The following is a 24,887-nucleotide window of genomic DNA, read 5'->3' on the forward strand; positions in this document are numbered from 1 at the left end:
GAGGAATATGTATAATAACCCTATAGCTTGCCGCCCTTGTGAAAGACCGGCAAGTTCCCCTTTATTTCAATAAAAACAGAAGACAAATGAAAACAACGAAAATACTTGAAACGGAAAAAGGCAACACGGATGCCGTCCACCTCCATTGGAGCGGAACGGACGAGACTTGGAACGCCTACGGCAAATCGGCGGAGAACGCCCTGCGTATGAACCCGGAACTCCGCACGCTGACGGACGAAGTGAATTTGGACGGCACAGAGGTGACACACCTGAAAGTGACCACCGAGCAGTTCGAAGGGTACGGCCTTGCCGACTACTGCGTGGCGGTGGACGACGAGAGATTGGAACTGAAGATACCCGTGCATGGCTGAACGGACGGACATGAAGGACTTCGCAGCAAGGCTTGAGGAAGAGGCGGAAAAGAAGGTGGAGAAGATAGAGGCCGGAGACCTGAACATGATCAAGAAGTCATTCGAAGCCTCGTTAGTGCTCGCGGACGCTTTCCTGCAACTGAAAGCCTTCATCGCGGACTATACTTTCCGTGACGAAGTGGAGGAAATCGAGTTCTTCAAGACGGTCAAACCCCGAATCTGTCACCGGCTCATCTACTACCGCAAGATATACAACATCGAGATGAACCGTCCGGTAGGCAGCGAGTCGCAGCGAAGCTACCTGATAGACGAGATACGGGGCATCAACCGCTACAACGAGAAACGTTCGGACTTCGTGCGTTACTACCGCTCCGGGCTGACCCACTTGGACGCGCTCTATTACCTGCGTGGCAACCTTGACACGGCACTCTACTTGGAGTCGTTCCATCACGAGCGTGATCCGTCTTTCTCGACCAACTGTAACTTCATGGCGGCACGGCTTCTCGCCAACGAGCGGCTGATCCGCTACCTGACGAAAGAATTGGAGGTGTTCGAGCTGCGGCAAGCCGAAGAATCTTTGCTGAAGGTGCGCCTGACGTGGAAAGCGACGAAGACGGAACTGACCGAACTACTATTTGCATTGGACAGTCGCAAGGCATTCGGGGATGTCCCGTTGACAAGGCTGTCGGAGTATGTGCAGAGGGCATTCAACATCGAGTTGGACAAGAACCTGTCCCGGACATTCGGCGACCTGCGCATCCGCAATCGGCAGACGCCTTTCCTTGACAGCCTGAAGGCCGCACTGCTCAGGCGGATGAACCGCCCGCTGAACAACCGCCCCGGAGGGCGGAACAAAAAGACGCTTTGAGAAGGATAAGAATTGAATAATAACAAACAGAAACCTAAATAGAAAAGGACAATGAAACAGGTATTTGTCAAACCTCTGTTGCTGCTGCTCGTGATACTGGCAGGGGCATCCTGCGACAAGGACGAGAAGGAAATCGGCTACGACGCGCTGCCCCAAAAGGCGCGGCAGTTCATCGCACAGTACTTCCCCGGTGTGAAATGCACCCGTGCGGTGCGTGACAAGGATGACGGAACAACCGAATACGAGGCATGGCTCTCGGATGGGACGGAATTGGACTTTGACGGACAGGGCGACTGGACAAGCGTGGACTGCAAGTTCTCCGCGCTGCCGGACGGCATCCTGCCGGAAGCCATCGCGACGGACATCGCTACCCGTTACCCCGATGCTGTACCCTACAAGGTAGAGAAACAACCGGGCGGTTACGAGATAGACATCCCCGGCTGGGAACTGTACTACAACAATCAAGGCACGTTCATCCGCGCCGAGAGAGACCTGTAAAACTGCATGAAACACCAATAACTAAAGAGCTATGATCATCTATGACAGCAAAATCGCCCGTCTGCTGCAAGGCCGGCTGAATCCCTACGATTACGTGACCCTGCCTCTGGTTACCCTGACTGCCCTCCCTTATGGCGAGAAAGGCATTTGGGAAGAGATGGAGATGAGCATCCACCGCCGGCAATACACGGAATGTTTTTGTGTGTCCCTGCTGCCGTCCCTGCTTTTGGGCTGGCAGGTATGCTGGGGATTTGCCGCCCTGCCGCTGTTCGCTTACTACCTCCTTTACTGGGCTGAACGCTTGGCTGTCGGCCATTCAGCGTTTGATTACGAGGCAGAAAAAGAGAGCGAGGAAGTAAGCTACTTCGTGGTGCGCAAACATTTCGCTTGGCGCAAGTGGTATTGGAAAAAGGAGCTGCCGGCCATCGACCGAAGCTGGTTCTGCTAAAGGAACAGGACTGACTCCTATACAGCCACTACAAGCGTGGGCTGCTGTCTGTTTAAGTTGTGTTCGGGCATCCTGGGGCCTTCTTTATGATTAAACGAGATGCAGCCCACCGCTTCCTTTTATCACATTCCTCTGGGCGGAAAAGGAAAGCGTGGAAGTAAAAAAGGAAAAAGTGCAATTTAGACATATATACGAAGAGTTACGATGAAGAAAACGGAATGCGTCCTTGTGAAAGGTCGCCAGATGTCCGCCGAAGGGTAGCAATGCCCGTAGGACACAGTTTTTTTGAATTTTTAGGAAAGTTCAATCCCCAAAAGGGATTGGATTTATTAAGTGGGAAACCACTTTTTTACATGGGAAAACAAGGCCCGCACTTGTGAAGGCCCGGAGCTTGCACTTTAGCATGGCAGCCTGCCAGCTTTACCCCGGCAGGCATGCCATGGAGATATTTTTTCGAAGTTAGTTCACTTCGCATCGGCGGATGCGGTACAAGTGAATGAAATTAAAATGTATGGAAGCTTCCACCTGTGACAGTCCGAAGCTTCCGTTTTTTATATGAACAGAATAAATTCAAAAACAAGAATAATATGGCAACATTAAAATTGAACAAATTCATACTTTTGCCGGGTAGAGCGCTGGCCGCCCTCGTGCGTTGTGGCTTCCCGGTAAGTGCGGGGATCGTGATGAAAACGTTTTCCCCCGATACGGGCCGCATATTTTACGAGAATGAAGTGAGTGACTATTTGCTGCACAAATTCTCTGAAATCGTGAGGTGGTACGAGGACTGCCCCTGCCCGACAGGCCGCCTCACGGCAGGCTCGCCGGTATGGGTGTTCCTTTCCGGCAAGGAACCCGAAAAGGACGATGCCCTCCTAAAGTCAGTACGCAAGGAGATAGACAACCGCCCCGTACGCGTGATCACCCGTGAAGATTTCCGGAGACGTATGTGCCTTCCCGGTCAACTCATCAGCCGGCTCGACTGCGTGGATGACGACATGCTCTCCGAGTTCCTGTGTCACACCCTGCTTTCCAAGCAGGACGGCACGTATGTGGACTCTCGCAGATGGGAAAGCGCCCAAAAGGGTGATCCCGTGCACGGCTTCATATCCGACATGCTGGCGGCGTGCCTCTCCGCCCGCCTGCCCATCGTGGACGGTGACCTGCCCGGCATCCTCACGCGGATGGCAAGACACCATATCCCGAGTGTCAGGGCGAAGCTGAGAGAACAGGACAGGATGATCCTGCAAGCCTGTCCCTCGCTGAATGAATATCAGCATGCAATGAAGTAGAAAATGCGTACCTTATAAATGCAGACGAAATATAAAAACAAGCTGCGAACGTTATTCTTCTTAACTTAAAATGTTGGAACGCCAATATCAAATATTTTATGCTTTTGCTGGTTATTTTATCTGTGTAATTTGTGGATATTATATAGAAGTATGTATTTATAAATAAAAATCATGAACAATGGTATAATATGGTTGAAGTTAAAAATATCGTTCGGTTATGCCATCTTGGTTCTGTTGTCCGCATTCATTGTCTATCAGTTCCGTCAGGAACAAATGCAAAGACACATGCTACGTAAGAAGGAGAAAGAGCTGGTGGCGATACACCGTCTGGCTGAAAGAATCTACATCGACCTGCTGGACCTTTCCACCCATGCCGAGATTGCCGCCACATGGGATGATGACGACCTCGGGGAATACAGCCGCAAACGCCACGGGGTCTGCGACAGCCTGCAACTTCTGAAAGAATATGTCCATACCCCGTTACAAAAAAGCCATATCGACTCGTTGTGCCTTCTTCTTTGGAACAAGGAACTCCTTTTATCCAAGGCGGTACATACCTTCAAGGAACTGCAGGACATAGGTGGCATTGTACAAGAAAGCATTCCTGCCATTGTCTTGACAGCCCGGAAACAGGCTGCACGGCAAAAGGAAAATACGGCTTCTCCGGAAGCCGGTGCGGGAGATGTACCCAAAAAGAAAAGGAGTTTCCGGGATATCTTCCGTAGAAAAGAAAACAAATCCGCTTACCTGCAACAGAGGGAAGAGGCTGAACGTAAACGGCAATCCCTGTCCGTTCCCTCTTCAACCGGGACGACAACACGCATGCTCCGCTCCCTGAATGAAAGGGTCACCCGGGAACAGGCTGAAAGGCGGGCCAGGCTGCTGGCACAGATGGACAGCCTGTATGCCGGCAGTATGGAGTTGAACGGGAGGATGAACAATATGATCTCCGAATTTGAGCGGAAAAACAACGAACGTTTTACCGCACGCTACAGGGCCTTTGTCCTTGAACGGGACAATTCCTACCATATGGTGGCCGGCCTTGCCCTGTCCGTCTCCCTTCTGGCGATCATGCTGTATACCGTCATACACCGGGACCTGAACCGCCGTCTCCAATACGAGAGGGAGCTTGAACAGTCCGACAGGCGGAACAGGGAACTGCTCCGCTCACGCAAGGAGCTGATGGCCTCGGTTGCTCACGACCTGCGCGCCCCGCTGGCGGCCGTCAAAGGCTGCGCGGAACTGTTACCCTCGGAAAGCGACGTCAGCCGCAGGAGTGGCTATCTGGACAACATCCTGCACTCGGCCGATTACATGCTCGGCCTGGTAAACACGCTGATGGAATACCACCGGATGGATGAAGGCGAAGTTCGCTCCAATGACACGCTCTTTAGCCTAAAAGCCCTGTTCGAGGAAATAGCGGACAGTCATCGACTTATCGCCAGACAGAAGGACCTGGCGTTCACCGTATCCCTCTCAGGCTTGGACGTCGTCGTCTGCTGTGACAGCTCGCATATCCGGCAGATAGCCGGCAACCTGCTGTCCAATGCCCTGAAGTTCACACCCCACGGGGAGGTGCGCCTTGAGGCGGAATACTTGTATGGGGAACTTAGCATCTCTGTCCGGGATACCGGCGTGGGAATAAGCGCTGAGGAGAAAGAACGGATATTCGGGGCGTTTGAAAGGCTGGACAACGCGCGTAATATTCCAGGGTTCGGACTGGGGCTGGCAATCACGGCTCGGCTCGTGTCTGAAATGCGGGGCCGTGTAGAGGTAAAGAGCGCTCCCGGTGAAGGCAGCCGCTTCTCCGTTTTCCTTCCCGTACCACCGGCCGGACAGTCCGCCCCTCTGGAAGAGAAGGTGTTTCCGGCCTGTGAATTGCTCGGTGGCACCCGTGTGCTGGTCATGGATGACGACCGTATCCAGCAGGGGATCACCCGGGAGATGCTCTCCCGCAGCCGGATTCACTGTGACTGCTGCACGGATGTCCGGGAACTGATGGACTGCCTGAAAAGTCAGGAGTACGACCTTCTGCTGACCGACATACAGATGCCCGGTGCGGACGGCTTCTCGATCCTTGAACTGCTGAGGGGCTCAAACATCCCCCGGGCAAGGGAGATTCCGGCCATAGCCGTCACGGCACATTCCGACAGGGAAGAGGAATACCTCTCCGCAGGTTTCGCCGGATGTATCCATAAGCCTTTCTCCGCGGAAGGGCTGGTGACCGCCATCATGCGGGTCATAAAAGGGAACGGGAAAGAGTGGAGGCCGGACTTCTCCCTCCTGCTTGCCGGAGAGGACAACCGGCAGGAAATGCTGGGGCTGTTTGTCAGTGAAAGCCGCAAGGACATCGAAAGGCTGTCGGCCGCCGTGAAAGAAAAGGACAGCCGGGAAATCATTTCCATCCTCCACAGGAGCCTGCCACTGTGGGAGACGGTGCGTCTGAACTATCCGGTAGCGGACCTGTGGGTGCTGGTCAAATCCGACGCGGGCCAATGGGAGGAAGAGGAATATGTGAAAATAGAAAAAATAATCGGTGCCGTCAGGGAACTGATATCCTATGCGGAACTGATGCAGAAAGAGGGAAAGGAATGAAAACGATACTGATTTTGGAAGATGACGTGATTTTCAGCCGCAGCATCGGCAACTGGCTGAAGAAGAAAGGGATGGCGACCGAACATGCCGCGACGCTGTCGGCTGCCCGCAAGGCCCTTTCCGCAAGGGAGTTCGACCTTGTCCTTGCAGACCTCCGCCTGCCGGACGGGAACAGCACCTCCCTGCTGGAATGGATGAACGAGAGGTTCTACGCCACCCCGTTCCTTATCATGACCAACTACGGGCAGGTGGAGAACGCGGTGGAAGCCATGCAGCTGGGGGCGGTCAATTACCTGTGCAAGCCTGTCCAGCCGGACAGGCTGCTGGAAGCCATCGGGAAGATATTCAGCCGTCCCCGACATGACGGGAACGAATTCTATCGCGGGGAGAGTGCCAAAGCGCGGGAAATGTACCAGCTAGTGGGGCTGGTGGCACGTTCCGACATTTCCGTGCTCATTCGGGGAGCCTCCGGTACGGGGAAGGAGCATATCGCCCGCGAGCTGCATGAACAAAGCCACCGTAGGGACAAGCCCTTCGTCCCGGTGGACTGCGGGACCATCACGGGTGACCTTGCCAAATCCGAATTTTTCGGACACCGCAAGGGGACGTTCACCGGTGCCTACGGTGACAGGTACGGGCTGTTTCAAGTGGCTGACGGGGGCACGCTGTTCCTTGACGAGATCGGCAACCTTTCCCCCGAGACACAGATGCTCCTGCTACGTGCCCTGCAGGAAAGACGCTACAAGCCCGTCGGCTCCACCCAGGAATACACCTTTGACGTCCGTCTGGTGGCCGCCACGAACGAGAACCTGGAGAGGGCGATATCCGAAGGACGTTTCCGGGAGGACCTGTTCCACCGCCTGAACGAGTTCACCATCAATGTCCCCCCTCTCTCGGAATGCGGGGAGGACATCCTTCCGCTGGCGGAGTTCTTCGTGAAGCATTTTTCAGAAAAGCACCGTAAGCCCGTACGCGGGTTCAACAGCCTGGCCGCGGCCTCATTGCAGAAATATCCCTGGCCCGGTAACATACGCGAGCTGAGAAACTGCATCCAACGTGCCGTCCTGCTCTCTGCCGACGGATGGATCTCACCGGAGGAACTGAATCTGGACCTCGCCGTCGGACGGGAGGAAACCGCCCCCATTCCGGAGGAAAAGGAAAAACAGCTGCTTCTCAGGACCCTTGAAGAGGCGGAGGGCAACCGTGCCCGTGCAGCCAGGATACTCGGCATCAGCCGGACTTCCCTGTACGAGAAACTGAGAAAATATCGGATTATATGAGCGGGCCGTTGTACAATACGGGCCAGCTCCGTGAGTCTCCTTCCGGAACCACAGCGAAATGAGAGTGTCATACAAGCGGCCGGACATGGTTTACATAAAATGTACATCCGCCTTACAGTTATTGTAAAGCGGTGTACATTTCTTTTTTTGAGCCTGTTTTCAACTGATATTTTTATCATGCTGAATATCTGACTATTAACAAGAAAATGCAATAGGCATCCACCGGATGGCATCATATTCGCCTTTAATATTCTGTCGTAAGGCATGAATTGTTAAACTAAAGTTTGAGCATATGAAAACATCAACAACACACCGCCTGCTGAACCATCTCCAAGAAGCCGTCCTGGAAGGAAAAAATGCTATGGAAAACGTATTGTCATCCGCCTACGATGAATTTTCAGACCATCTGGCCTCCCTGGCGGAAAGCGGGCTTCCCATCCCCAAGAGGCTGCGCCGCCTACGCCACATGGAGACGGAACTGGACGCCTATATGAATATGGCCGGAAGCAGGGTTGACAGCCGGACACATATCTATCTGATGAAGGCATCCGGCCTTGTCAGGACGGAGATAGAACTGTTGCATTTCGCGCTTCGGTATCCCGAATGCCGCGATACCGTTCCCGATACCGACAAGGGACGGACAGGCCTGTTCTCCCTTCGTTGGAAAGGTTCCTTGGTGAACCTGATGGAACTGATCGCCTCACTGCACTACCTGGGAGTGATAACAGACGGCAACGGCAACCGCCAGTCATTCGCCTCCCTGGTGGCGGCATTCGAGGAGTTCCTGCATATCCGAATCCCCAAGCCCTACGATTTGCGTGCGGACCTTGCCAGACGTAAGAAAACCCTCTCAGTACTGCTCCCAAAACTCCGGGAAGCCTTTGAAAAGAACATCATAAACTGCGGGATCGGGAACGGATGACAGGGAGGAAAATCCCCCTGTCATGAATAGTCATCTCCTGTCACGAATAGTCACCTTCCGAAATTAGGCCGGTATACGAATTATCATTTACTTTGCCTCCGGTAAAAACATCAATAATATGGCTAAGATCAAACAGGCGTACAAGAAAGAGAAAACGGCCGTCTCCCGGACATGAAGAGGGGGCCGCAGTCCGAAGGAATCCTCCGAGCTTCATTCCTTTTACTACGGATTCCGTCTGAACGAGCTCCAGAACATCGAGTTCGAGCGGCTCTATGAGAATTCCGGTGCCGTAACCAAGTCGCAGTTCATCCTGTCGGTCATTTTCGACAAGCCGATGAAAGTGGTGAAAATCGACAAGGTTGCCACGGACTATTACATCAAGCTCACCAACCTGCAGAGCGAGTACCGCCGCGTCGGGGTGAACTACAACCAGGTTGTCAAGGCGGTCCACAGCGGGGAACTGACCGAAAAGAAAGCCCTCGCCCTGCTTTACAAGCTGGAACAGCTGACCGTGGAGTTTGTATCGTTAAACAAGGAAATCATCCGTCTTACCAAAGAGTTCGAACAATGGTTGCAAAGATAACATCCGGTGCCGCCATTTACGGGGCGCTGTATTACAATCAGGAAAAAGTGGAGAAAGGGAAAGCGCGGACACTGGCATGAAACCGCGTGATGGAGACACCGGAGGGAAAGGTCGGCATCTCCGAATGCATGCGCAGCTTCGAACCTTACCTTGCCATGAACCGCCGGACGGAAAAGCCAGTGATCCATCTCTCGCTCAATCCCCATCCCGATGACGTGCTCTCCGACGAACAGCTGGAAGCTATCGGGCGGGAATACATGGACAGGCTCGGATATGGCGACCAGCCTTACGTTATCTTCCGCCATGACGACAACGCGCGTCCCCACATCCACATCGTCTCCCTGCGTATTGATGAACAGGGAAGAAAACTGAGGGATTACAAGGAATGGGAACGCTCGACGAACATCTGCCGGGAGCTGGAACGGAAATACGGCCTGCTGCAGTCACGTGGGGAGGAATACAGGATTTCCCGGCCGATGGCCGCGGTGGACTGCACGAAAGGCGAACTGAAACACCAGATTGCGGGTGTGGTAAAACCGGCCGTGCAGAATTACCGCTTCCAGTCGTTCAAGGAGTTCAGGGCACTGCTCGGGCTTTTCAACGTGACCGTGGAGGAAGTGCACAAGGCCGTGGACGGGAAACGCTGCGACGGCCTGGTCTATGCGGCGACCGACGGGATGGGAAAACGTACCGGGGTCGGAATCAAATCCAGCGATATCGGGAAAAGCGTGGGATACCGTGCCCTCCAAAAGAGGTTCTCACAAAGCAGGGCATGGATGAAAAAGCATTCCCTGCCGGAAAAGACAAGGGAACACATCCGCACGGCACTCTGCCGGGATACCCGTGAAGGGTTCCTGCACGAGCTGGCAGGCAAAGGCATCGTGCCCGTACTCTGGGAGAACGGGGCGGGCGTAATCTACGGCGTGACCTATATAGACCATAATACCAAGGCGGTCTTCAAGGGATCGGCACTCGGCAAGGAGTTCTCCGCTTCGGTTATCAACCGGAAATACGGCACGCTTCCGTCCGTCTCCGACAAGCCGGCTTCAGGACAGGAACCGCCCGTGAATACGGACACAAGGGAGGCAGGGCTTGCGGAAGGCCTGCTGGATCTCTTCTCCATGGAATCCTGTCCCTACCCGTCTGAGGACATCCCCCGGAATGTTTATGGAAAGAAGAAAAAGAGGAAAGGGCGGAAAGGCCCGCGGATCAACTAACGAAGTATTCACATATAACAACCCATCATACCCTATATGGCACAAGAAGATTCCAGAGGGCTCGGCAAGACCATCGACTTCATGCGGGCGGTCAGCATCCTGCTTCTCGTGATGAACATCTATTATTTCTGCTATCCGTTCTTCCATGCCGCCGGTTGTACCAACGGCATGGTGGACAATATACTGCTGAACTTCCAACGTGACACAGGGCTGTTCACCAGCTCCCCCGTGACCAAATGCTTCAGCCTGATGTTCCTTTTCTTCTCCTCGATGGGCGCCAAAGGGCGGAGGGTCCCGGAGATGACATGAAGGCGTATCGGCTGCTACCTGGCAGCCGGGCTGCTCCTCTATTGGGGAAGCGAGCTTTTCCTCACCGCCGGCTGGAGTGTCCCGCTCACCACCCTTGCGTATGTGTCCGCCCTTACCTCCGGATACATCAGCCTGCTCACCGCAGGCATGTGGACCGGGCGTCTTTTAAAGGAACACCTGATGGATGACATCTTCAATGAGGAGAACGAGTCCTTCATGCAGGAGACCCGCTTGATCACCAATGAATACTCGGTGAACCTGCCCACACGGTTCTATTACAAGAAGAAATGGCACAATGGGTGGATCAACGTCGTATTGCCCCAAAGGGGCTGCATGGTGGTCGGTTCGCCGGGCAGCGGGAAGAGCTACTGTGTCATCAACCAGTTCATCAAGCAGCAGATAGAGAAAGGCTATGCGCTTTACTGCTATGATTTCAAGTTCCCGGACCTGAGCCTTATCGTCTATAACCATCTGCTCAAGAACAAGGACAAGTACAAGGCGAACGTCCAGTTCTACGTGATCAATTTCGACGATCCGCGGCACAGCCACCGCTGCAACCCTATCAACCCAGCATTCATGTCCGACATCGCCGACGCCTATGAGTCAGCCTATGTAATAATGTTAAATTTAAATAAAACCTGGATACAGAAACAGGGTGACTTCTTCGTGGAGAGTCCGATCGTATTGTTCGCCGCCATCATATGGTATCTTAAAATCTACGAGAACGGGAAGTACTGTACCTTTCCCCATGCCATCGAGCTGCTGAACAAGCCCTACTCGGACATCTTCACCATCTTGACCTCGTACAGGGAGCTGGAGAACTACCTCTCGCCTTTCATGGACGCCTGGAAAGGCGGGGCGATGGAGCAGCTCCAGGGCCAGATCGCAAGTGCCAAGATCCCGCTCTCACGCATGATCAGCCCCTCGCTCTACTGGATTATGAGCGGGGACGACTTCACACTGGACATCAATAACCCGGACGCCCCCAAGGTCTTGTGCGTGGGCAACAACCCGGACCGGCAGAACATCTATTCGGCGGCCCTTGGGCTGTACAACGCCCGTATCGTCAAGATGGTGAACCGTAAGGGAAAGCTCAAGTGCTCCATCCTGGTGGACGAGGTCCCGACGATCTATTTCAAAGGGCTCGACACCCTGATAGCCACGGCCCGCAGCAACAAGGTGGCCGTCTGCCTGGGCGCGCAGGATTTCAGCCAGCTGGTACGCGACTACGGTGAAAAGGAGGCGCGCGTCATCCAGAACACCGTCGGCAATGTCTTTGCCGGGCAAGTGTTGGGGGAAACGGCCAAGAACCTTTCGGAACGGTTCGGGAAGGTGCTCCAGCAGCGCAAGTCCGTCAACATGACCCGTGAGGACACATCGACCAGCATCAGCACCCAGCTGGACTCGCTGATACCGGCCTCGAAAATATCCAACCTCTCCCAAGGCATGTTCGTGGGAAGCGTCTGCGACAGCTTCCAAGAGAAGATGGAGCAGAAAATCTTCCACTGCGAGATCGTTGTGGACAACGCGAGGGTGGCGGCAGAGACGAAAGCCTACAAACCGATCCCCGTGATTACGGACTTTACCGGCAGGGACGGCAAGGACCATATGCGGGAAGAGATAGAGCGTAACTACTACCGCATCAAGGAGGAGGTGGGCGGGATCATCCAAAAGGAGCTCCGCCGCATAGGGAACGACCCGGACCTGAAACATCTGCTGGAAACGGAGGATGACGGGTAACAATAGTTTTAACCATTCATTTTAATTTATCGAATCATGGAAAAGAAGAAAACCAGCGCGGGCTGTCTGCCCGGCAAACCCTGCTTCCCTTGGGTGGGAGGCAAGAGAAGACTGCTTCCGGTACTGATCCAGTCACTGCCGGAAAATATCACGGAAATGGAAACCTATGTGGAACCCTTTGTCGGGGGAGGCGCCCTGTTCTTCTGACTGAGACAGACCTATCCGCATATCCGTTGCGTGATCAACGACTCGAACGAGAGCCTGGTGAATGTCTACCGTGTCATACGCGACACGCCGGAAGAACTGGTCGGACTGCTTGCCGGCATCCAGAGCGAATACCACGCCCTTCAGGGACGTACAGAGAGAAGGGACTATTTCATGGAAAAGCGCAGGGTCTTCAACGAAGAGCACCCGGATGGCATCACACGTGCCGCCCTTTTTATTTTCTTCATGCGCACCTGCTATAACGGCATCTATTCGGTCAACCGCAAGGGCAGGCTCTCGGTAACCTTCGGTACGGGCAGCCGCGCCAGGATACTGGAGGAGGAACTGATCCGCTTCAACCACAAGCTGCTGCAGGGCGTCGTCATCCTGGACGGGGACTACCGCCAGACGGAAAAATACGCGGGAGAGAAATCGTTCTTCTACTTCGACCCGCCCTACAAACCCGTCAACGAGGCCGGTGCCTGTACCTCCTACATGCCGGACGACTTCGATGACGACTGCCAGATAGAGCTGGCCGGATTCTGCAAGGACTTGGGAGAGAAAGGAAGCAAATGAATGCTCTCCAACTCCGATCCCCGTCAGAAGAACCCGGAGAACACCTTCTTCGACGACCTGTACGCCGGCTTCCATATCCAGCGGCTGAGTATCTTCCGCTCGGTTTGTTCCATAGCCGAGAAGAGGGAGACGGTCAATGAACTGCTGATCAGAAATTATTAGTACTGGTCATACTCTATGATGCCCAGTTTGTTGATCAGGCGGGAAACACTGAAATCAAATCCGCCGTCCTGCAGTTGGAGACACACGTGTTTTCCCAGCAGGCCAGAATGAGGAAACTGATAAAGGATTACGGAACGCGTCTAATGGTCTGGGGACTACTGGCACAAGGCACATACCGGATTTTCACAAATGAAACGCTGAAAAATATCGGAGCGAAATATGGCAAAACCAGTACCCAGGTCGTTCTAAATTTCTTGACGGGTGAAGGTATTGTAGCGATTCCCAAATCGGTACATACGTTACGCATGACAGAGAATCTGGACATTGAGAGTTTCGAACTGACAGAAACAGACTGGAAGATGATTCGAAAGTTGGATACAGGACTGCTTAAGGTTGATTTCAATGATCCGGCGATGGTGAAATACCTATTGGAGTATAATAAAAATTTCAATCCGGGCAATTGACAGTATATAACCGTATTCATCAAAAGCAGACGAAAAGATAAATGGAATATCATTCTTTTTTGCCTGCTTTATTATTACATGGAGATACCGTTTGTATTTTATATGGTGTACATAAATTATAAGTATATTGACACCTGCATATCCGCTTCCTGAATATAAACGGAAATGCAGGTGACTTGACAATAAGCTTAGAACAATCGTTGTTACTTGTACATTTGGATATCTTCCAATTTCATAAGTTCCCACAAATCCGGTAATATTTTGCGGGACTGCATATAGGCTTGTATTTTCTGTTGGTCTTCATCGCTGTAATAACTAATTGTCCAATGCACTTTCTCTTTGTCTATGTGGCTGATTATTTCGTCAATATAGGGCTCGTCAACCGGAGAAAAAGAAAAACCGTAAATATAAATATGCTCGATTTTATTCATTGAAGAGAAGATGCTCCGGTTATCTTGGATAATTTGCTCTACATTTTTGCGAATTCTATATATTTCGTTGACAGCGGCATAACGAACTGTTTGAGTTATGTAGTCTTCCCCATCGTACCACTCGGCGAGCTCTTCTTCCGACAAATCCGCCGGAGGCTCCGGTTGGACAACTTCTGCAGCTTTGGTCAGCTCTTCATAAGTCTTATTGTGACCAAGTACCAGCACTTCATCGGAAGCCTTACCATGAATGTAAAGAATTTCTGAATCAGGAATACCGTATAAGTCCTGTAAGGTGGAAGTGTAATTAAAATTAATGAAGTGGTCATCTCCTCTGGTCAACTTTATCTTTTTACTTCCATCCGCTCTTGACAAAGAGTTAATCCATGCTTTGAAAGTGTCTTTAATGTCATTGACCAAATCTCCTATTTCACTTTCTGCCTGATATGAACCGGCATAATAATCCCGATCCCTAAACTCGTCACTGGCAAAATCCGGCTGATTTTCCGAAGCAGTATACTGTATGTAGGTTGCAAGTTCTATTTCGCCTAAATTCACTTCAAACTGCCACCACCATTCATCATCATCCACATAATAGAATTCTCTCAGTCTTTCGTAGAGTTCCGGTTCGTTCTCTTCGAGCCATTGACGGTACGCACTATAACTACTATTTATTCCATGATGGCAATCGAATCCATTTCCTATAATATACAAGTTTTTCATTTAAGTATTTTTATGAGTTAATTCTTTCATTTATGCGAAGTTAGAAAATAGTTGTGAGTCTAAAAAAAATATCTTCTTTTTTTGATAGTCTCACTTTTTTACTTATTTTTGCAGAAAATCAACCATCATAAATTATGGACCTCAAAGATTACATAAAAGAAAAACAGAAAGTTTTTAAGCAGTTGAATTCTGCTATAGATAAGACATTCTCAGATGATGCTGAAGAACGTAAGGAAGGAAGAAAAGAATTAGAAAAGTTGCGCGGTAAAGATGGAGTCGTTCCCTTTGCCATAGGTTATGCACATCAAATAGAATATGACTACACAGGAAATCCGGAGGACGCACGAAAAGCTGTTGAGGAATACAAGCGCATAGTTAATGATGGGTATGCTTTTGTAGCAAAAAACATTCAGGATTTGGAAGCCCGATTAGAGAACTAATTGTATATGAAGCGGAAGTATTTCATTACAAACAGTAGATTGTAGCTTGTTTGATTTTGTATCCACATTAAGAAGACGTCTGCCCTTATATTGTATGACTGCGAGGACAAACGTCTTTTTTGTGGTAGTTCAGTGGTCGTGGTCAAGCATAATATACCAGCCGTCTTTGATAGGTTTGTATAGAGTCGTATCACTATCTGTTTGGCAATAAATATCATTCAAATCCGAATGTTGTTCTATTGGCGGTATTTGCTTTTTATCCAGTTCCGATTCATAGAGAAATACAAGAAACCAAAAACACTGCAGTTACAGTATTTCTTTAATTTCGTATTTACGTATCTGTCTACCTCTTTATTTTTCATCCACAGGCTTGCCCTGACTTCGTACGGTCCGCCTGAGAAGATTTTATCCTCTCCTGAAGGAATTCGTTCAAATCCTTGTGTGGCAGATAGTGTACGGCCTTGTCAGTTACTTTTTCGCACAGCTTTCCGATCTCCTCCACCGCCTATCTGCCGGTTTCATCATTATCCAGGAAGCAACAGACCTGTCCGTAACTTTTAAGGATATCCACTGCCTTGGGCAGGTTGGCCACAGAATTGAGCACCACACAGTCCGGCACGGCTTGCCCTTCCTTCAAGGCCAGGTACGAGAGATAGTCCATGAACCCCTCGAAGACCAATACCGGTGACTGCCGTCTATCCCCGGCATTATGACTGACATGTGTGATATCCTTTGGGGAAACCGCACCCTTGAAGTACGAGTTGCGTATTTCAAGCCCCCCTTTCCTGTTTTTGAAACCGACCGCGAAATACCATTTGCCACGCATGCGGTAATGTACCTCCACGCATTCCCTTGTGGCGATATCGGAAGGAATGCCCCTTGTCCCGAGATAATCCAGCAGGACGGTGTTCTTAAGAGGTGAGACGCGCAGCCCCTCAAAAGGCGATGCCACAGCCCGTCCTTTCGCGGGAGAGGAAACCGGCCTAAACGCCGGAAAATCGCTTTCGATCCTCTGCAATACGGTCGGGATATCCGTCACCCCGTACAGCTTTTGCGCCAGGTCGATGATACTGCCCCCGGTTCCCTCCCCGAAATCACGTCACAGGTTCAGGGAAAGGCTGACCTTGAATGACGGGGTACGCTCCCGCCTGAAAGGCGAAAGGTACCATACACTGTCTCCCTGTCTTCTGACAGGCGAGAATCCCGCCCGCCCGAGGAAATCCTCCAGCGGAATCTTCTTTACTTCCTCGATGTTCATCGCTTGCTTGTTTTACAGGTTATTTAAAAGGCGGCCATGAGAGCGGGTCCAGCAAGACACCGTCCTTCCTTAACTCAAAATGCAGGTGGTTGCCGGTCGCCACTCCCGTATGTCCGACATTCCCGATATGCTGTCCGATACGGACATGAGTGCCCGCCTTTACATGCAGCCCGCTCATATGCGCGTACAGTGTCGAGTATCCTTCCGCATGCCGGACATGCACGAACCAACCGTAACTCCGGCTGTAGCGTGCTTCGGCAACCCTGCCGTTCCCCGCACTGTATACCGGGGTGCCATAGGGAGCGGCCAGGTCCACTCCCTGGTGGAACAGCCTCCTTCCCTTTACCGGATGCATCCTCATACCGAACGAGGACGAGACCCTGAAACGGGTGTATCTTCTGTCAAGGGGGAAAAGCACGGGATAATCCGTCAGGAGAATGGGGACATGTCGGGACTTTCAAGGAACCGTTCACTTTCCGGCAGTACCGGTGGAATGTCCCTTTAACAATTCACCCCCGTTTCCGCCAGCCGTACCGTCTCCCCTTATACAGGAGGAGGCTGACAAAAGGTGACAAAACATGACTATCAATGACAACTTTCTCATAATCAGAATATTTTAAGACGAAGATAGTAATTTTATCTCCCGAAACGATTTATCCACTTTAAAATTTAACAGTATGGAAGAGGTAAAACCGGCTGCTACAGGCAGCGAAAACGCCACCCAGGAACAGGGTTACCTGATGGCTTACGACAAGAAGGAACAGAAGGCGAAAGGTGTCAAGGGCATCGCGGCAAACGGAGAGCTGGAGACGCTCGAGGCCAATGAAACGAACAAGGACCAGTTTATCCGCGTGGACCGGTATGGGAATTTCTTCACCAACTTCGGGAAGAACTTCATGTACCAGTACAACCATCCGACACGCTACTCGCTGTACCGGATGGAAGAAAAGACCCCGGTGGAGGAAGCCAAGCGTAGGATCGAGCAGGCACAGCTCCCCGAAAACGAGTCCTTAAGACGCGAGCTCTCCCGGGATAACCGGATCTACAACAACCACCTTTTCAACGAGCGCGAGATCAACTGGCAGCAGGCCGAGCGTTACGGGCTCACCCCGGACGTGCTCAGACAGACGGGTGACATGGAAAGGCTGTTGCAGGGCAGACAGTCCGGCATAGCCTATGACATCTCCATGAACACCGAGCTGGGACGCCAGAAGGGGGATGCCAAGCTCTCGCTCTTCCGCGACGAGAACGGCCTGGCCAAATTCGACCTGCACTTTATCCGCCAGGCTCCCAAGGTGGGGCAGGAATACCGGGGATACAAGCTGGAGGAGGACGTGCTGGACGCCTTGAACCGGACAGGCAATGCCGGAAGGCTGGTAGACCTGGTCGTCGACTTCCGCAGTAAGGAGACGAAACCGTGCTACCTTTCAAAAGACCCGGTTACCAACGAGATGTTCTTCCTCCCGGCGGACCAGGCCCGCTGCCCCAAGAAAATCAAGGATTATACGCTCTCGCAGCAGGAGTACGCCGACTACACGGCCGGCAAGGAGGTCCCCATCGAGTTCAAGTCCTCAAACGGGAAAATCCTGCGGACCTCCATCCAGATGAGCGCCGCCGAACGCGGGACCGAATTCCTGTGGGAAAGAAGCACGAAGAAGCCGGAGAACAGACAGGGGCAGGAACAGAAGGGCGGCTCGCCGGAGAAAACGCAGAAGCCTGAAAAGAGGACCTATGCGCGTAAATCAAAGATAACCCCGAAAATGTAACGGCATGGCATCCATAAAAGACAACATGGAACAACTGGAGGAGCTGTTCAGGCAGGACGGCGGAGGGTGCCTGCTCATCGGGTACGAAACCGGCATGGACAAGCCCCATGCTGCGATTTCCTACCAGCTTTACCCTGTCAATCCGGATCAGGACGGCATGACCTACCAGTTCCTCAGCCTACTGCATGTCGGGATGGAGACCGCCCGGATATCGGTTTTCGTCCCCGATACCCGTCTGGAGATCTACCGCTTCCCCTGTATGTCCGATGTCCCTTCCATATCCCGGGACATCCCCGTGAAGGAATACATCACAGGCAAACTGCTGCCCCATATCCAAAGGTGCGGCCTGGAACCGGTGGTGAGCGTCAACCTGCGTGACGCGGTGTTCATGAGGTCCGTCCTGAAACGGTCCATGGAACCGGGCGGACGGCTGCGGCTGACGGCCGCAGAGATCGACCGCCTGGTGGATTTTCGCCGGCAACAGGACGAGAAGGCGCGGCTATACGGCTATGAGCCCGCCTACAGGCTGCCCCTGCATATCGTGGAAACATCAAGGGGCATACTTGTTTTCAGTGACGGGCCGGTGGGTCGGAAAGGGCTGAAGGAGTTCTACCAACACCTGGCGGACAACTACTGGTGGATACACAGCGAACCGGGACCGGTCAAACAATATGACATGCATTCCGTTCCGGCAAGCCTGGCCCCGCTGATTGACGCCTCCTGCAGAAAAGATCCCGATACCGGAAGACACGTGTACGAGTTCACGGACTCCCCGGTACGGGCGGACCTGCCCGATGAAAGAAAACTGGAGCCGGTCTTCTTTACCGACATGACACCCTCCGCTGAAGGATACCGCAACCTCACGGAGTTTTCCGGATGCGGGATGAGCGGGTGCAACGCGGATATCTACCGGTTGCTCTCCCTTACCCGCCACTTCGACCGGCAGCTCATCCTTGACCCCGCCTTTTCCTACCGGCACCAGTTCCGGGAGTTCGTGGAACGCATGGACAGCTTTCTCCGGGGAAATCCCGGCGGCGATGACATGGGAAAGATACTGGACGACATGCACGGCAAGGCGGGGCGTATCCTGAAAACGGATTTCGACGTAAGGGGGCACCGCACCCTGGAACGGCTCCTGAATGACCGCAGCGTGCCGTTCCTCATCGGGGAACACGAGGCCGATGACACTTTGAGAAGGGCGCTGCTCGAAGGGAGATGGATTTACTTCCCCGGACTGTCGGCAAAAATGCCCGGACTCCGTTACATCCATGCCGATAAGACCTGCGACCGGGTCATGGCCTATAAGAATCCTCCAGGGCTCAAACCTGTATACCAGGTCAAGGACGGCAAGATCGTCCCTTATGAGGCGGGGGCAGTAAAAACGGATAAAACGCGGGCAAAGAGAAACGGGAAGAGGAACGGAAACTATTTAAAGTTATAGACATCATGGAGCAGACCTACACAGCGATAGAGACCTTGGGCGGCTTCCTTGCCTTTACCGACACGGCGGAAGGCAGGAGAAAGCTGCGGCAGTTCCTGCAACAGACGGCCGACGCCTATTTCAATCCGGCATTCAATTCCGGAGCGTTAAGTGTCTACAGGGCCGAAGGGGAACTTGGCAACCGCCCCTGGGTCAACCCGGGGAGGATGTGGTCGGACGAGTACCCCTATGGCCCGAAGCCTCATGGCGACCAGATGGAACTCCTCTACAGAGGTGAGATGAGACCCACTGCGGAGGACTTCCGCAGTTTCTGCCATAATGCGGGCTGTGAGATAAGTGCCCGCAACGTCAATATCACGGACACCCTGGATGCCCTGGAGCGTTATGACCGCCGGGTGGAGGAGTTACAACGGATACCCGCAAAATCTGCCCGCGACAGGGAGGAATTACTGCAGACCCTCGAGACCAGGAGGCAGCTGCAGAAACTGATGGACTCCGCCTATGATGTCCGAGGACACCGGACGGCCGGGAGAATACTGGACGACCCGGCGGAGCGCGTCATCCTGGAAGGAGTCCCGCTCTACGGACCTCACAGGAGCGTACTGAAAGAGGGCCTCGGGCTGTATCTGCCGCACGAAAGCGGGAACAACCCCTCGCATGCCTACGCGTGGGTGGACCAAGCTACGGACCGGATCATCTTCGGCGGCAACCCGCCTGTGGACCGGAAAACCGTCAGGATCAGACCGGAGGTCGAGAAGAGGCTGTACAGCCCGCCAGGAAAAACACGTAAAAGGACCGGGACACGTCCCAAAATGTAAAATAAGAAACATATGACAATGGAAAAAAGCAACAGGACCGCACCCTTGAAAGTGGTGCTCCGAAATCACGGTTACCTGCTGTTCTCCGGCAACAAGGCCGGTGAGGAGGCCCTCAGGGGATATCTCCAGCGTGCCGCTGACAGGTACTTCGAACCGCATGCCCATGACGGGGCGCTGGAGATCTACGAGTACTCCGGGCGGCGCAGGGAGCTGATGCACCATATCAACGGCGGCGGACATGGCATGTCCTGCCGGGAAGGGACGGGAAAGGCGGAATACATTCCACTGAAGGCCCTCCCCGCCTGGTTTGTCGACAGCCTCGAGCCAAGGCTCTACCACGCGATGAACCCGACAGCCGACGAATACCGGGGGCTGTTCTCCAAAGTGAAGGGATATACGGGTTTTGAACTCTCCTCCAGAGCGGAGAACGAGGACATATACCGCCTGCTATCGATCAGGGAGCGCGGCTACATGAATATCCATGACCGGCCGTTCACCTATTACAGGGAACTGCTTCCCCTGGCCGAACGGCTCGAAGAGGTGACGCAGGTGAAAGCCGCCGAGCTGTTTGACCCGCAGGCTTTCAGGAAACTTTCATCCGAGATAAGGAAAAAGGCGGACGATATCCTCCGCCGGGACTTTGACGTAAGGGGGCACCGGTCACTGGAGAAATACCTCAGTAATCCCGACACCGCCCTGCTCGTGGGAAACGTGAAGCTGGAGAACGAGCAGTTCAGGGTGCTCTCCGAAGGCCACGCCCTGTACCTTCCGGAGAATGACCGCCCCGCCTCACGGCACCTGCTCTACTGCATGGCGGATTTCATACAGCACAAATTACTGGTATCCGGTGAACCGTTCCCTGTCAGGACCTACCGGGTAAAGGACGGCATCCGTCATCCGGCAGGGCAGTGTGAGGAGTTACCAGAGAAAAGGAAAAGGACCGGACGGAAGCCTTCCGGCAGAAAATTATAAATTAAAACAGTACCACCATGTATATCGGATTCATATTGAACGGCAGGAACAACCTGGAATACTGCCGGATGCTGTCTTCTGACGCAAATGACCTGGACCGCCGGTTCGGGGAGTTCTGCTTCAGCCAGGTCAGGAAACAGCAGAAAGGGGCCTACCTGCCCGAGGAAAGGATCTACTGCATCGAGGCCGCCGATGGGGATAAGAACCGGGTGGAATCCCTTGTGCGGGATATAATCGACAGAGGCGCGTGGCCCTCCGACGACCACCAGAGGCTGCGGGATATCGGATTTGTCCATGAGACGGCCGACTCCTACAGGAGGACCGACAGCCGGGACTTTATTGTCGGCGAGCTTGAACGGACACTCCACAACGGGAGGGCGGGCAGGCTGCTGGAAGCCTACCACGACTTCCACCGGAGCCGCGAGAAGGATACCGGCAACCGTGTACTCACGGCTATACAGACCGGACAGGGCGTGCTGCTCTTCGATGACACAGGCCGGGGACTGGAGCGGGCGGAGAGCTATCTCCAGTATAATGCGGACAACTTCTTCAGCCCGATACACCGGAATACCGACAAACTGGGCGTCTATTATTTCAGCACGGACAACGCAAGGCTGGTGGAAAAGGCGCGGGAGTGTGGCAGTATGTTCACCCCTGATGACCGGTGCCGTTTCATCCCCGCCAGGGCGGAATTCCTCCGGGCGGACATCCTGCGGGGATGCAAGCCTGCCGTGGAGTGCGACATGTCCCCCGACCTCGCCCGATACCGGGAGATGCTGAAGACATTCAAGCTCAGGGAAAGTGAGACACCCTTCAACATCGGCATACTGGACAGGCTGTGCAGGACGGGAAATCTTGACGAGATGCCGGAAAACAGGAACTTCAGGCATTTCTGCAGCTTTTCCTCCCTGCACTCGCAGATGAACCATTCCTTCCTCTCCTCACAGGCGGACACGCTGCTCGGGAGCTCCATGAGACAAGCCGTCAGCGATACGGCACGGCGCATCCTGCAGAACGAATACGACGTGCGGGGATATGAATTGCCCACCCCGGATACGAGGCGCAGGCGGGAAAAGAAGCCGGAAAAGACAGGTAAAAAAACTAAAATAAACACATAGCGAAAAAGTAAATTTGGGCAAAGCGTAGCGAATTAGCTGATAGAGCGTTCGTTACGCTTTGTTTTTCTATGGGACAGAGCCAACGAAATACCACCTCGAAGCCAAACGGCGCAGAAGTTCAGTTACCACCTCGTTACTCCCGTAACGGGTGCAAATTTCTTGCTAAAAGGTTCTTTTTCTGCGTTTTGCGTTGATTTACATAGCTGTCGGTAACTCACTAAGAACTAATTTTGTAACCAAAAAAAGGAGTGAGTTATGCGAAGTACATTCAAGGTATTATTTTACGTGAAGAAAGGCAGCGAGAAGCCGAACGGCAACCTGCCTCTGATGTGCCGTATCACGGTGGACGGCGAGATTAAACAGTTCAGTTGCAAGATGGACGTTCCCCCACGCTTGTGGGATGTGAAGAACAGCCGTGCTTCGGGCAAGAGCGTCGAAGCGCAGAGAATCAACCTTGCAGTAGATAAAATCCGTGTGGAGGTAAACCGCCGCTATCAAGAGTTAATGCAGACGGACGGTTATGTTACCGCCGCCAAACTCAAAGACGCCTATCTCGGTATCGGCGTCAAGCAGGAAACTTTGCTGAAGCTGTTCGAGCAGCACAACGCCGAGTTCGAGAAGAAAGTCGGGCACAGCAGGGCGCAGGGTACATTTACCCGTTATCGGACGGTCTGCAACCATATTCGGGAGTTCCTGCCCCATACCTACAAGCGTGAGGATATTCCATTAAAGGAACTAAACCTCACGTTCATCAACGACTTCGAGTATTTTCTGCGCACGGAGAAGAAATGCCGCACCAATACCGTGTGGGGCTACATGATTGTGTTGAAACACATCGTTTCCATAGCGAGGAACGACGGGCGTTTGCCCTTTAATCCCTTTGCGGGATATATCAACTCTCCCGAAAGCGTGGACAGGGGCTACCTCACCCAAACGGAGATACAGACGCTCATGGACGCACCGATGAAGAACGCCACCCACGAGCTTGTACGGGACTTGTTCGTCTTTTCTGTTTTCACGGGTTTGGCGTATTCGGACGTGAAGAACCTCACCGCCGACCGCCTGCAAACATTCTTCGACGGCAACCTGTGGATAATCACCCGAAGAAAGAAGACCAACACCGAATCGAACATCCGCCTTTTGGACGTTCCCAAGCGTATCATCGAGAAATACAAGGGGCTGGCAAGGGACGGTCATGTTTTCCCCGTTCCGAGCAACGGCAGTTGTAACAAGATACTCAAAGATATAGGCAGACAATGCGGCTTCAAGGTGCGTTTGACCTACCATGTCGCACGCCACACGAACGCCACGACCGTGCTTCTGTCGCACGGCGTACCCATCGAAACGGTGAGCCGCCTTTTGGGACACACGAACATAAAGACCACCCAAATTTACGCCAAAATCACCGCCCAGAAGATAAGCCAAGACATGGAAACCTTGTCGCACAAGTTGGAGGATATGGAGAAGAATATCTGCCGAGCCATTTAATTAAGAACAGAATACCGATGAAAGAAGAAAGGAACATTATCACGATGGACGGGCAGGGCAATATCTCCCTGCCGAGCGATATAGGCGCAACCGCCATGACCGAGCGAGAAATCTGCGAACTGTTCGGGGTTATCGCCCCGACGGTTCGGGCAGGGATAAAGGCACTCTGCAAAAGCGGAGTTTTGAGTATATATGACATAAAGCGCATTATCCGCATATCGGACAGATACAGCGCGGAGGTTTACAACCTCGAAACGATAGCCGCCCTCGCTTTCCGTATCGAATCGTTCGGGGCGGCGAAAGTCCGCAGGGCATTATTAGAGAGGATTATACACGGGCGAAAAGAGAAAACGACGGTATTCGTGTCGGTTGTTTCGGACGGCAAGCCCAACAGCCGTTGGAAAGCATGATGACATATCAACATATCAACATGCAAACATACCAATATATCAGCATACCAACATGCAAACCTATCACTATGGTGATATATATTGCAGGTTCTATTTCTCTTTTCAGAGGAAAGCGGAGCAATCATTTCCGTTTACAAAGGCAAAGCAAGCACGGGGCTTTATGTCGGCTTAAAGGTCAGGCGGCTGCGCCGTTTCCCGATAAATCTTCCTCTCGCTTCGCTGCGAGCGTATTTATTGGGAAAACCTTGTATCCGACCGCCCCGTGCAAAAGAGCCTTTAAAAACGGAAACGACCGCCCCGCCGCCCACCACCGACCGAAAGGGAAAAATAATAAGGTGGGGTTATACGGGTAAGCAGGCGGCAGGGACAGCCACCGCCGAAAGGCAGACGGACGGCACGCCGCAGGGTATTTACGGAGAAAATACCGTAGCTTATTAGGGAATTTTCCGAGCCGCAATACTACGTATCGCTGAAAATTCCCCAATAAGGCAAGGGGCAA

26 protein-coding genes and 3 pseudogenes are annotated in these 24,887 nt (G+C 52.8%); 23 read left to right on the forward strand and 6 right to left on the reverse strand.

Annotated elements, in window-relative coordinates; translation table 11 throughout:
* The first annotated feature begins 38 nt into the window (after positions 1–38).
* The 14 genes and pseudogenes from NBH07_RS15275 (at position 39) to NBH07_RS15340 (ending at position 13,526) form a co-directional block, all read left to right on the forward strand.
* Entirely contained in the window at positions 39–371 is a 333-nt protein-coding gene (locus NBH07_RS15275) for a hypothetical protein (RefSeq protein WP_233567099.1), read from the forward strand.
* Positions 364–1,239, forward strand: coding sequence for an RteC domain-containing protein (locus NBH07_RS15280; RefSeq protein ID WP_250833540.1), 876 nt, complete (start codon positions 364–366; stop codon positions 1,237–1,239). The genes NBH07_RS15275 and NBH07_RS15280 overlap by 8 nt, the downstream gene beginning before the upstream one ends.
* A gap of 51 nt (positions 1,240–1,290) precedes the next feature.
* Entirely contained in the window at positions 1,291–1,737 is a 447-nt protein-coding gene (locus NBH07_RS15285) for a PepSY-like domain-containing protein (RefSeq protein ID WP_250833541.1), read from the forward strand.
* Positions 1,738–1,768: 31 nt separating this feature from the next.
* Positions 1,769–2,185, forward strand: a complete 417-nt coding sequence (locus tag NBH07_RS15290) for a hypothetical protein (RefSeq protein WP_075964296.1) — start codon at positions 1,769–1,771, stop codon at positions 2,183–2,185.
* Positions 2,186–2,772: 587 nt separating this feature from the next.
* Positions 2,773–3,474, forward strand: coding sequence for a hypothetical protein (locus NBH07_RS15295; RefSeq protein WP_250833542.1), 702 nt, complete (start codon positions 2,773–2,775; stop codon positions 3,472–3,474).
* A 186-nt stretch (positions 3,475–3,660) separates the two neighbouring features.
* Positions 3,661–6,069: a hybrid sensor histidine kinase/response regulator gene (locus NBH07_RS15300; RefSeq protein WP_350469287.1), complete on the forward strand. Its 2,409-nt coding sequence runs from the start codon at positions 3,661–3,663 to the stop codon at positions 6,067–6,069.
* A complete protein-coding gene (locus NBH07_RS15305; protein WP_075964298.1) occupies positions 6,066–7,349 on the forward strand; it encodes a sigma-54-dependent transcriptional regulator in 1,284 nt (427 codons plus the stop codon). Before NBH07_RS15300 ends, NBH07_RS15305 begins: the two co-directional genes overlap by 4 nt.
* Before the next feature lie 292 nt (positions 7,350–7,641).
* Positions 7,642–8,271, forward strand: a complete 630-nt coding sequence (locus NBH07_RS15310) for an RteC domain-containing protein (RefSeq protein WP_075964299.1) — start codon at positions 7,642–7,644, stop codon at positions 8,269–8,271.
* 178 nt (positions 8,272–8,449) lie between these two features.
* Positions 8,450–8,854, forward strand: a pseudogene (gene mobA, locus NBH07_RS15315) (conjugal transfer protein MobA); the annotation flags it as partial.
* Between the two features lie 89 nt (positions 8,855–8,943).
* On the forward strand, positions 8,944–10,071 hold the full coding sequence (gene mobB / locus NBH07_RS15320; protein WP_250833544.1) for a conjugal transfer protein MobB: 1,128 nt from the start codon (positions 8,944–8,946) through the stop codon (positions 10,069–10,071).
* A gap of 36 nt (positions 10,072–10,107) precedes the next feature.
* Positions 10,108–12,120: pseudogene (gene mobC, locus NBH07_RS15325) on the forward strand (conjugal transfer protein MobC).
* A 36-nt stretch (positions 12,121–12,156) separates the two neighbouring features.
* A pseudogene (locus NBH07_RS15330) lies at positions 12,157–12,900 on the forward strand (DNA adenine methylase).
* A complete protein-coding gene (locus NBH07_RS15335; RefSeq protein ID WP_167369816.1) occupies positions 12,901–13,062 on the forward strand; it encodes a hypothetical protein in 162 nt (53 codons plus the stop codon).
* 8 nt (positions 13,063–13,070) lie between these two features.
* Positions 13,071–13,526, forward strand: coding sequence for an aldo/keto reductase (locus NBH07_RS15340; protein ID WP_350469290.1), 456 nt, complete (start codon positions 13,071–13,073; stop codon positions 13,524–13,526).
* Between the two features lie 203 nt (positions 13,527–13,729).
* On the opposite strand, the gene NBH07_RS15345 is transcribed toward NBH07_RS15340, so the two are convergent.
* Entirely contained in the window at positions 13,730–14,677 is a 948-nt protein-coding gene (locus NBH07_RS15345) for a bacteriophage abortive infection AbiH family protein (protein WP_250833545.1), read from the reverse strand.
* A gap of 134 nt (positions 14,678–14,811) precedes the next feature.
* On the opposite strand from NBH07_RS15345, the gene NBH07_RS15350 reads away from it, so the two are divergent.
* On the forward strand, positions 14,812–15,117 hold the full coding sequence (locus NBH07_RS15350; RefSeq protein ID WP_195319178.1) for a hypothetical protein: 306 nt from the start codon (positions 14,812–14,814) through the stop codon (positions 15,115–15,117).
* Between the two features lie 129 nt (positions 15,118–15,246).
* On the opposite strand, the gene NBH07_RS22500 is transcribed toward NBH07_RS15350, so the two are convergent.
* From NBH07_RS22500 to NBH07_RS22505, 5 genes are all read right to left on the reverse strand, one after another.
* Positions 15,247–15,423 (reverse strand): DUF4948 family protein, encoded by a 177-nt coding sequence (locus NBH07_RS22500; RefSeq protein WP_284706109.1) that lies wholly within the window; start codon positions 15,421–15,423, stop codon positions 15,247–15,249.
* 199 nt (positions 15,424–15,622) lie between these two features.
* A complete protein-coding gene (locus tag NBH07_RS15360; protein WP_250833547.1) occupies positions 15,623–16,069 on the reverse strand; it encodes a DUF8464 domain-containing protein in 447 nt (148 codons plus the stop codon).
* Positions 16,070–16,216: 147 nt separating this feature from the next.
* On the reverse strand, positions 16,217–16,375 hold the full coding sequence (locus tag NBH07_RS15365) for a hypothetical protein (RefSeq protein WP_182423404.1): 159 nt from the start codon (positions 16,373–16,375) through the stop codon (positions 16,217–16,219).
* Positions 16,376–16,394: 19 nt separating this feature from the next.
* Positions 16,395–16,736: a M23 family metallopeptidase gene (locus NBH07_RS15370; RefSeq protein WP_350469282.1), complete on the reverse strand. Its 342-nt coding sequence runs from the start codon at positions 16,734–16,736 to the stop codon at positions 16,395–16,397.
* A 108-nt stretch (positions 16,737–16,844) separates the two neighbouring features.
* Positions 16,845–16,979 (reverse strand): hypothetical protein, encoded by a 135-nt coding sequence (locus NBH07_RS22505; protein WP_255352150.1) that lies wholly within the window; start codon positions 16,977–16,979, stop codon positions 16,845–16,847.
* Positions 16,980–17,052: 73 nt separating this feature from the next.
* Here NBH07_RS22505 and NBH07_RS15375 point away from each other — a divergent pair, with 73 nt between their 5' ends.
* From NBH07_RS15375 to NBH07_RS15410, 8 genes are all read left to right on the forward strand, one after another.
* Complete coding sequence (locus tag NBH07_RS15375) at positions 17,053–18,141, forward strand: DUF4099 domain-containing protein (protein ID WP_250833548.1); 1,089 nt, start codon at positions 17,053–17,055, stop codon at positions 18,139–18,141.
* A 4-nt stretch (positions 18,142–18,145) separates the two neighbouring features.
* Positions 18,146–19,582, forward strand: coding sequence for a DUF6047 family protein (locus NBH07_RS15380; RefSeq protein ID WP_250833549.1), 1,437 nt, complete (start codon positions 18,146–18,148; stop codon positions 19,580–19,582).
* 5 nt (positions 19,583–19,587) lie between these two features.
* Positions 19,588–20,400, forward strand: coding sequence for a DUF6047 family protein (locus tag NBH07_RS15385; RefSeq protein WP_128133913.1), 813 nt, complete (start codon positions 19,588–19,590; stop codon positions 20,398–20,400).
* Positions 20,401–20,418: 18 nt separating this feature from the next.
* Complete coding sequence (locus NBH07_RS15390; protein ID WP_225739829.1) at positions 20,419–21,372, forward strand: DUF6047 family protein; 954 nt, start codon at positions 20,419–20,421, stop codon at positions 21,370–21,372.
* A gap of 17 nt (positions 21,373–21,389) precedes the next feature.
* On the forward strand, positions 21,390–22,490 hold the full coding sequence (locus NBH07_RS15395; RefSeq protein ID WP_250833550.1) for a DUF6047 family protein: 1,101 nt from the start codon (positions 21,390–21,392) through the stop codon (positions 22,488–22,490).
* 255 nt (positions 22,491–22,745) lie between these two features.
* A complete protein-coding gene (locus tag NBH07_RS15400) occupies positions 22,746–23,978 on the forward strand; it encodes a site-specific integrase (RefSeq protein ID WP_005797050.1) in 1,233 nt (410 codons plus the stop codon).
* Between the two features lie 17 nt (positions 23,979–23,995).
* Positions 23,996–24,388, forward strand: a complete 393-nt coding sequence (locus NBH07_RS15405; protein WP_005797051.1) for a hypothetical protein — start codon at positions 23,996–23,998, stop codon at positions 24,386–24,388.
* Positions 24,389–24,469: 81 nt separating this feature from the next.
* Entirely contained in the window at positions 24,470–24,826 is a 357-nt protein-coding gene (locus tag NBH07_RS15410) for a hypothetical protein (protein WP_165859785.1), read from the forward strand.
* The last annotated feature ends 61 nt before the right edge of the window (positions 24,827–24,887 follow it).

Source organism: Parabacteroides sp. B2-S-102 (genome assembly GCF_023656665.1).
GTDB lineage: Bacteria > Bacteroidota > Bacteroidia > Bacteroidales > Tannerellaceae > Parabacteroides > Parabacteroides distasonis.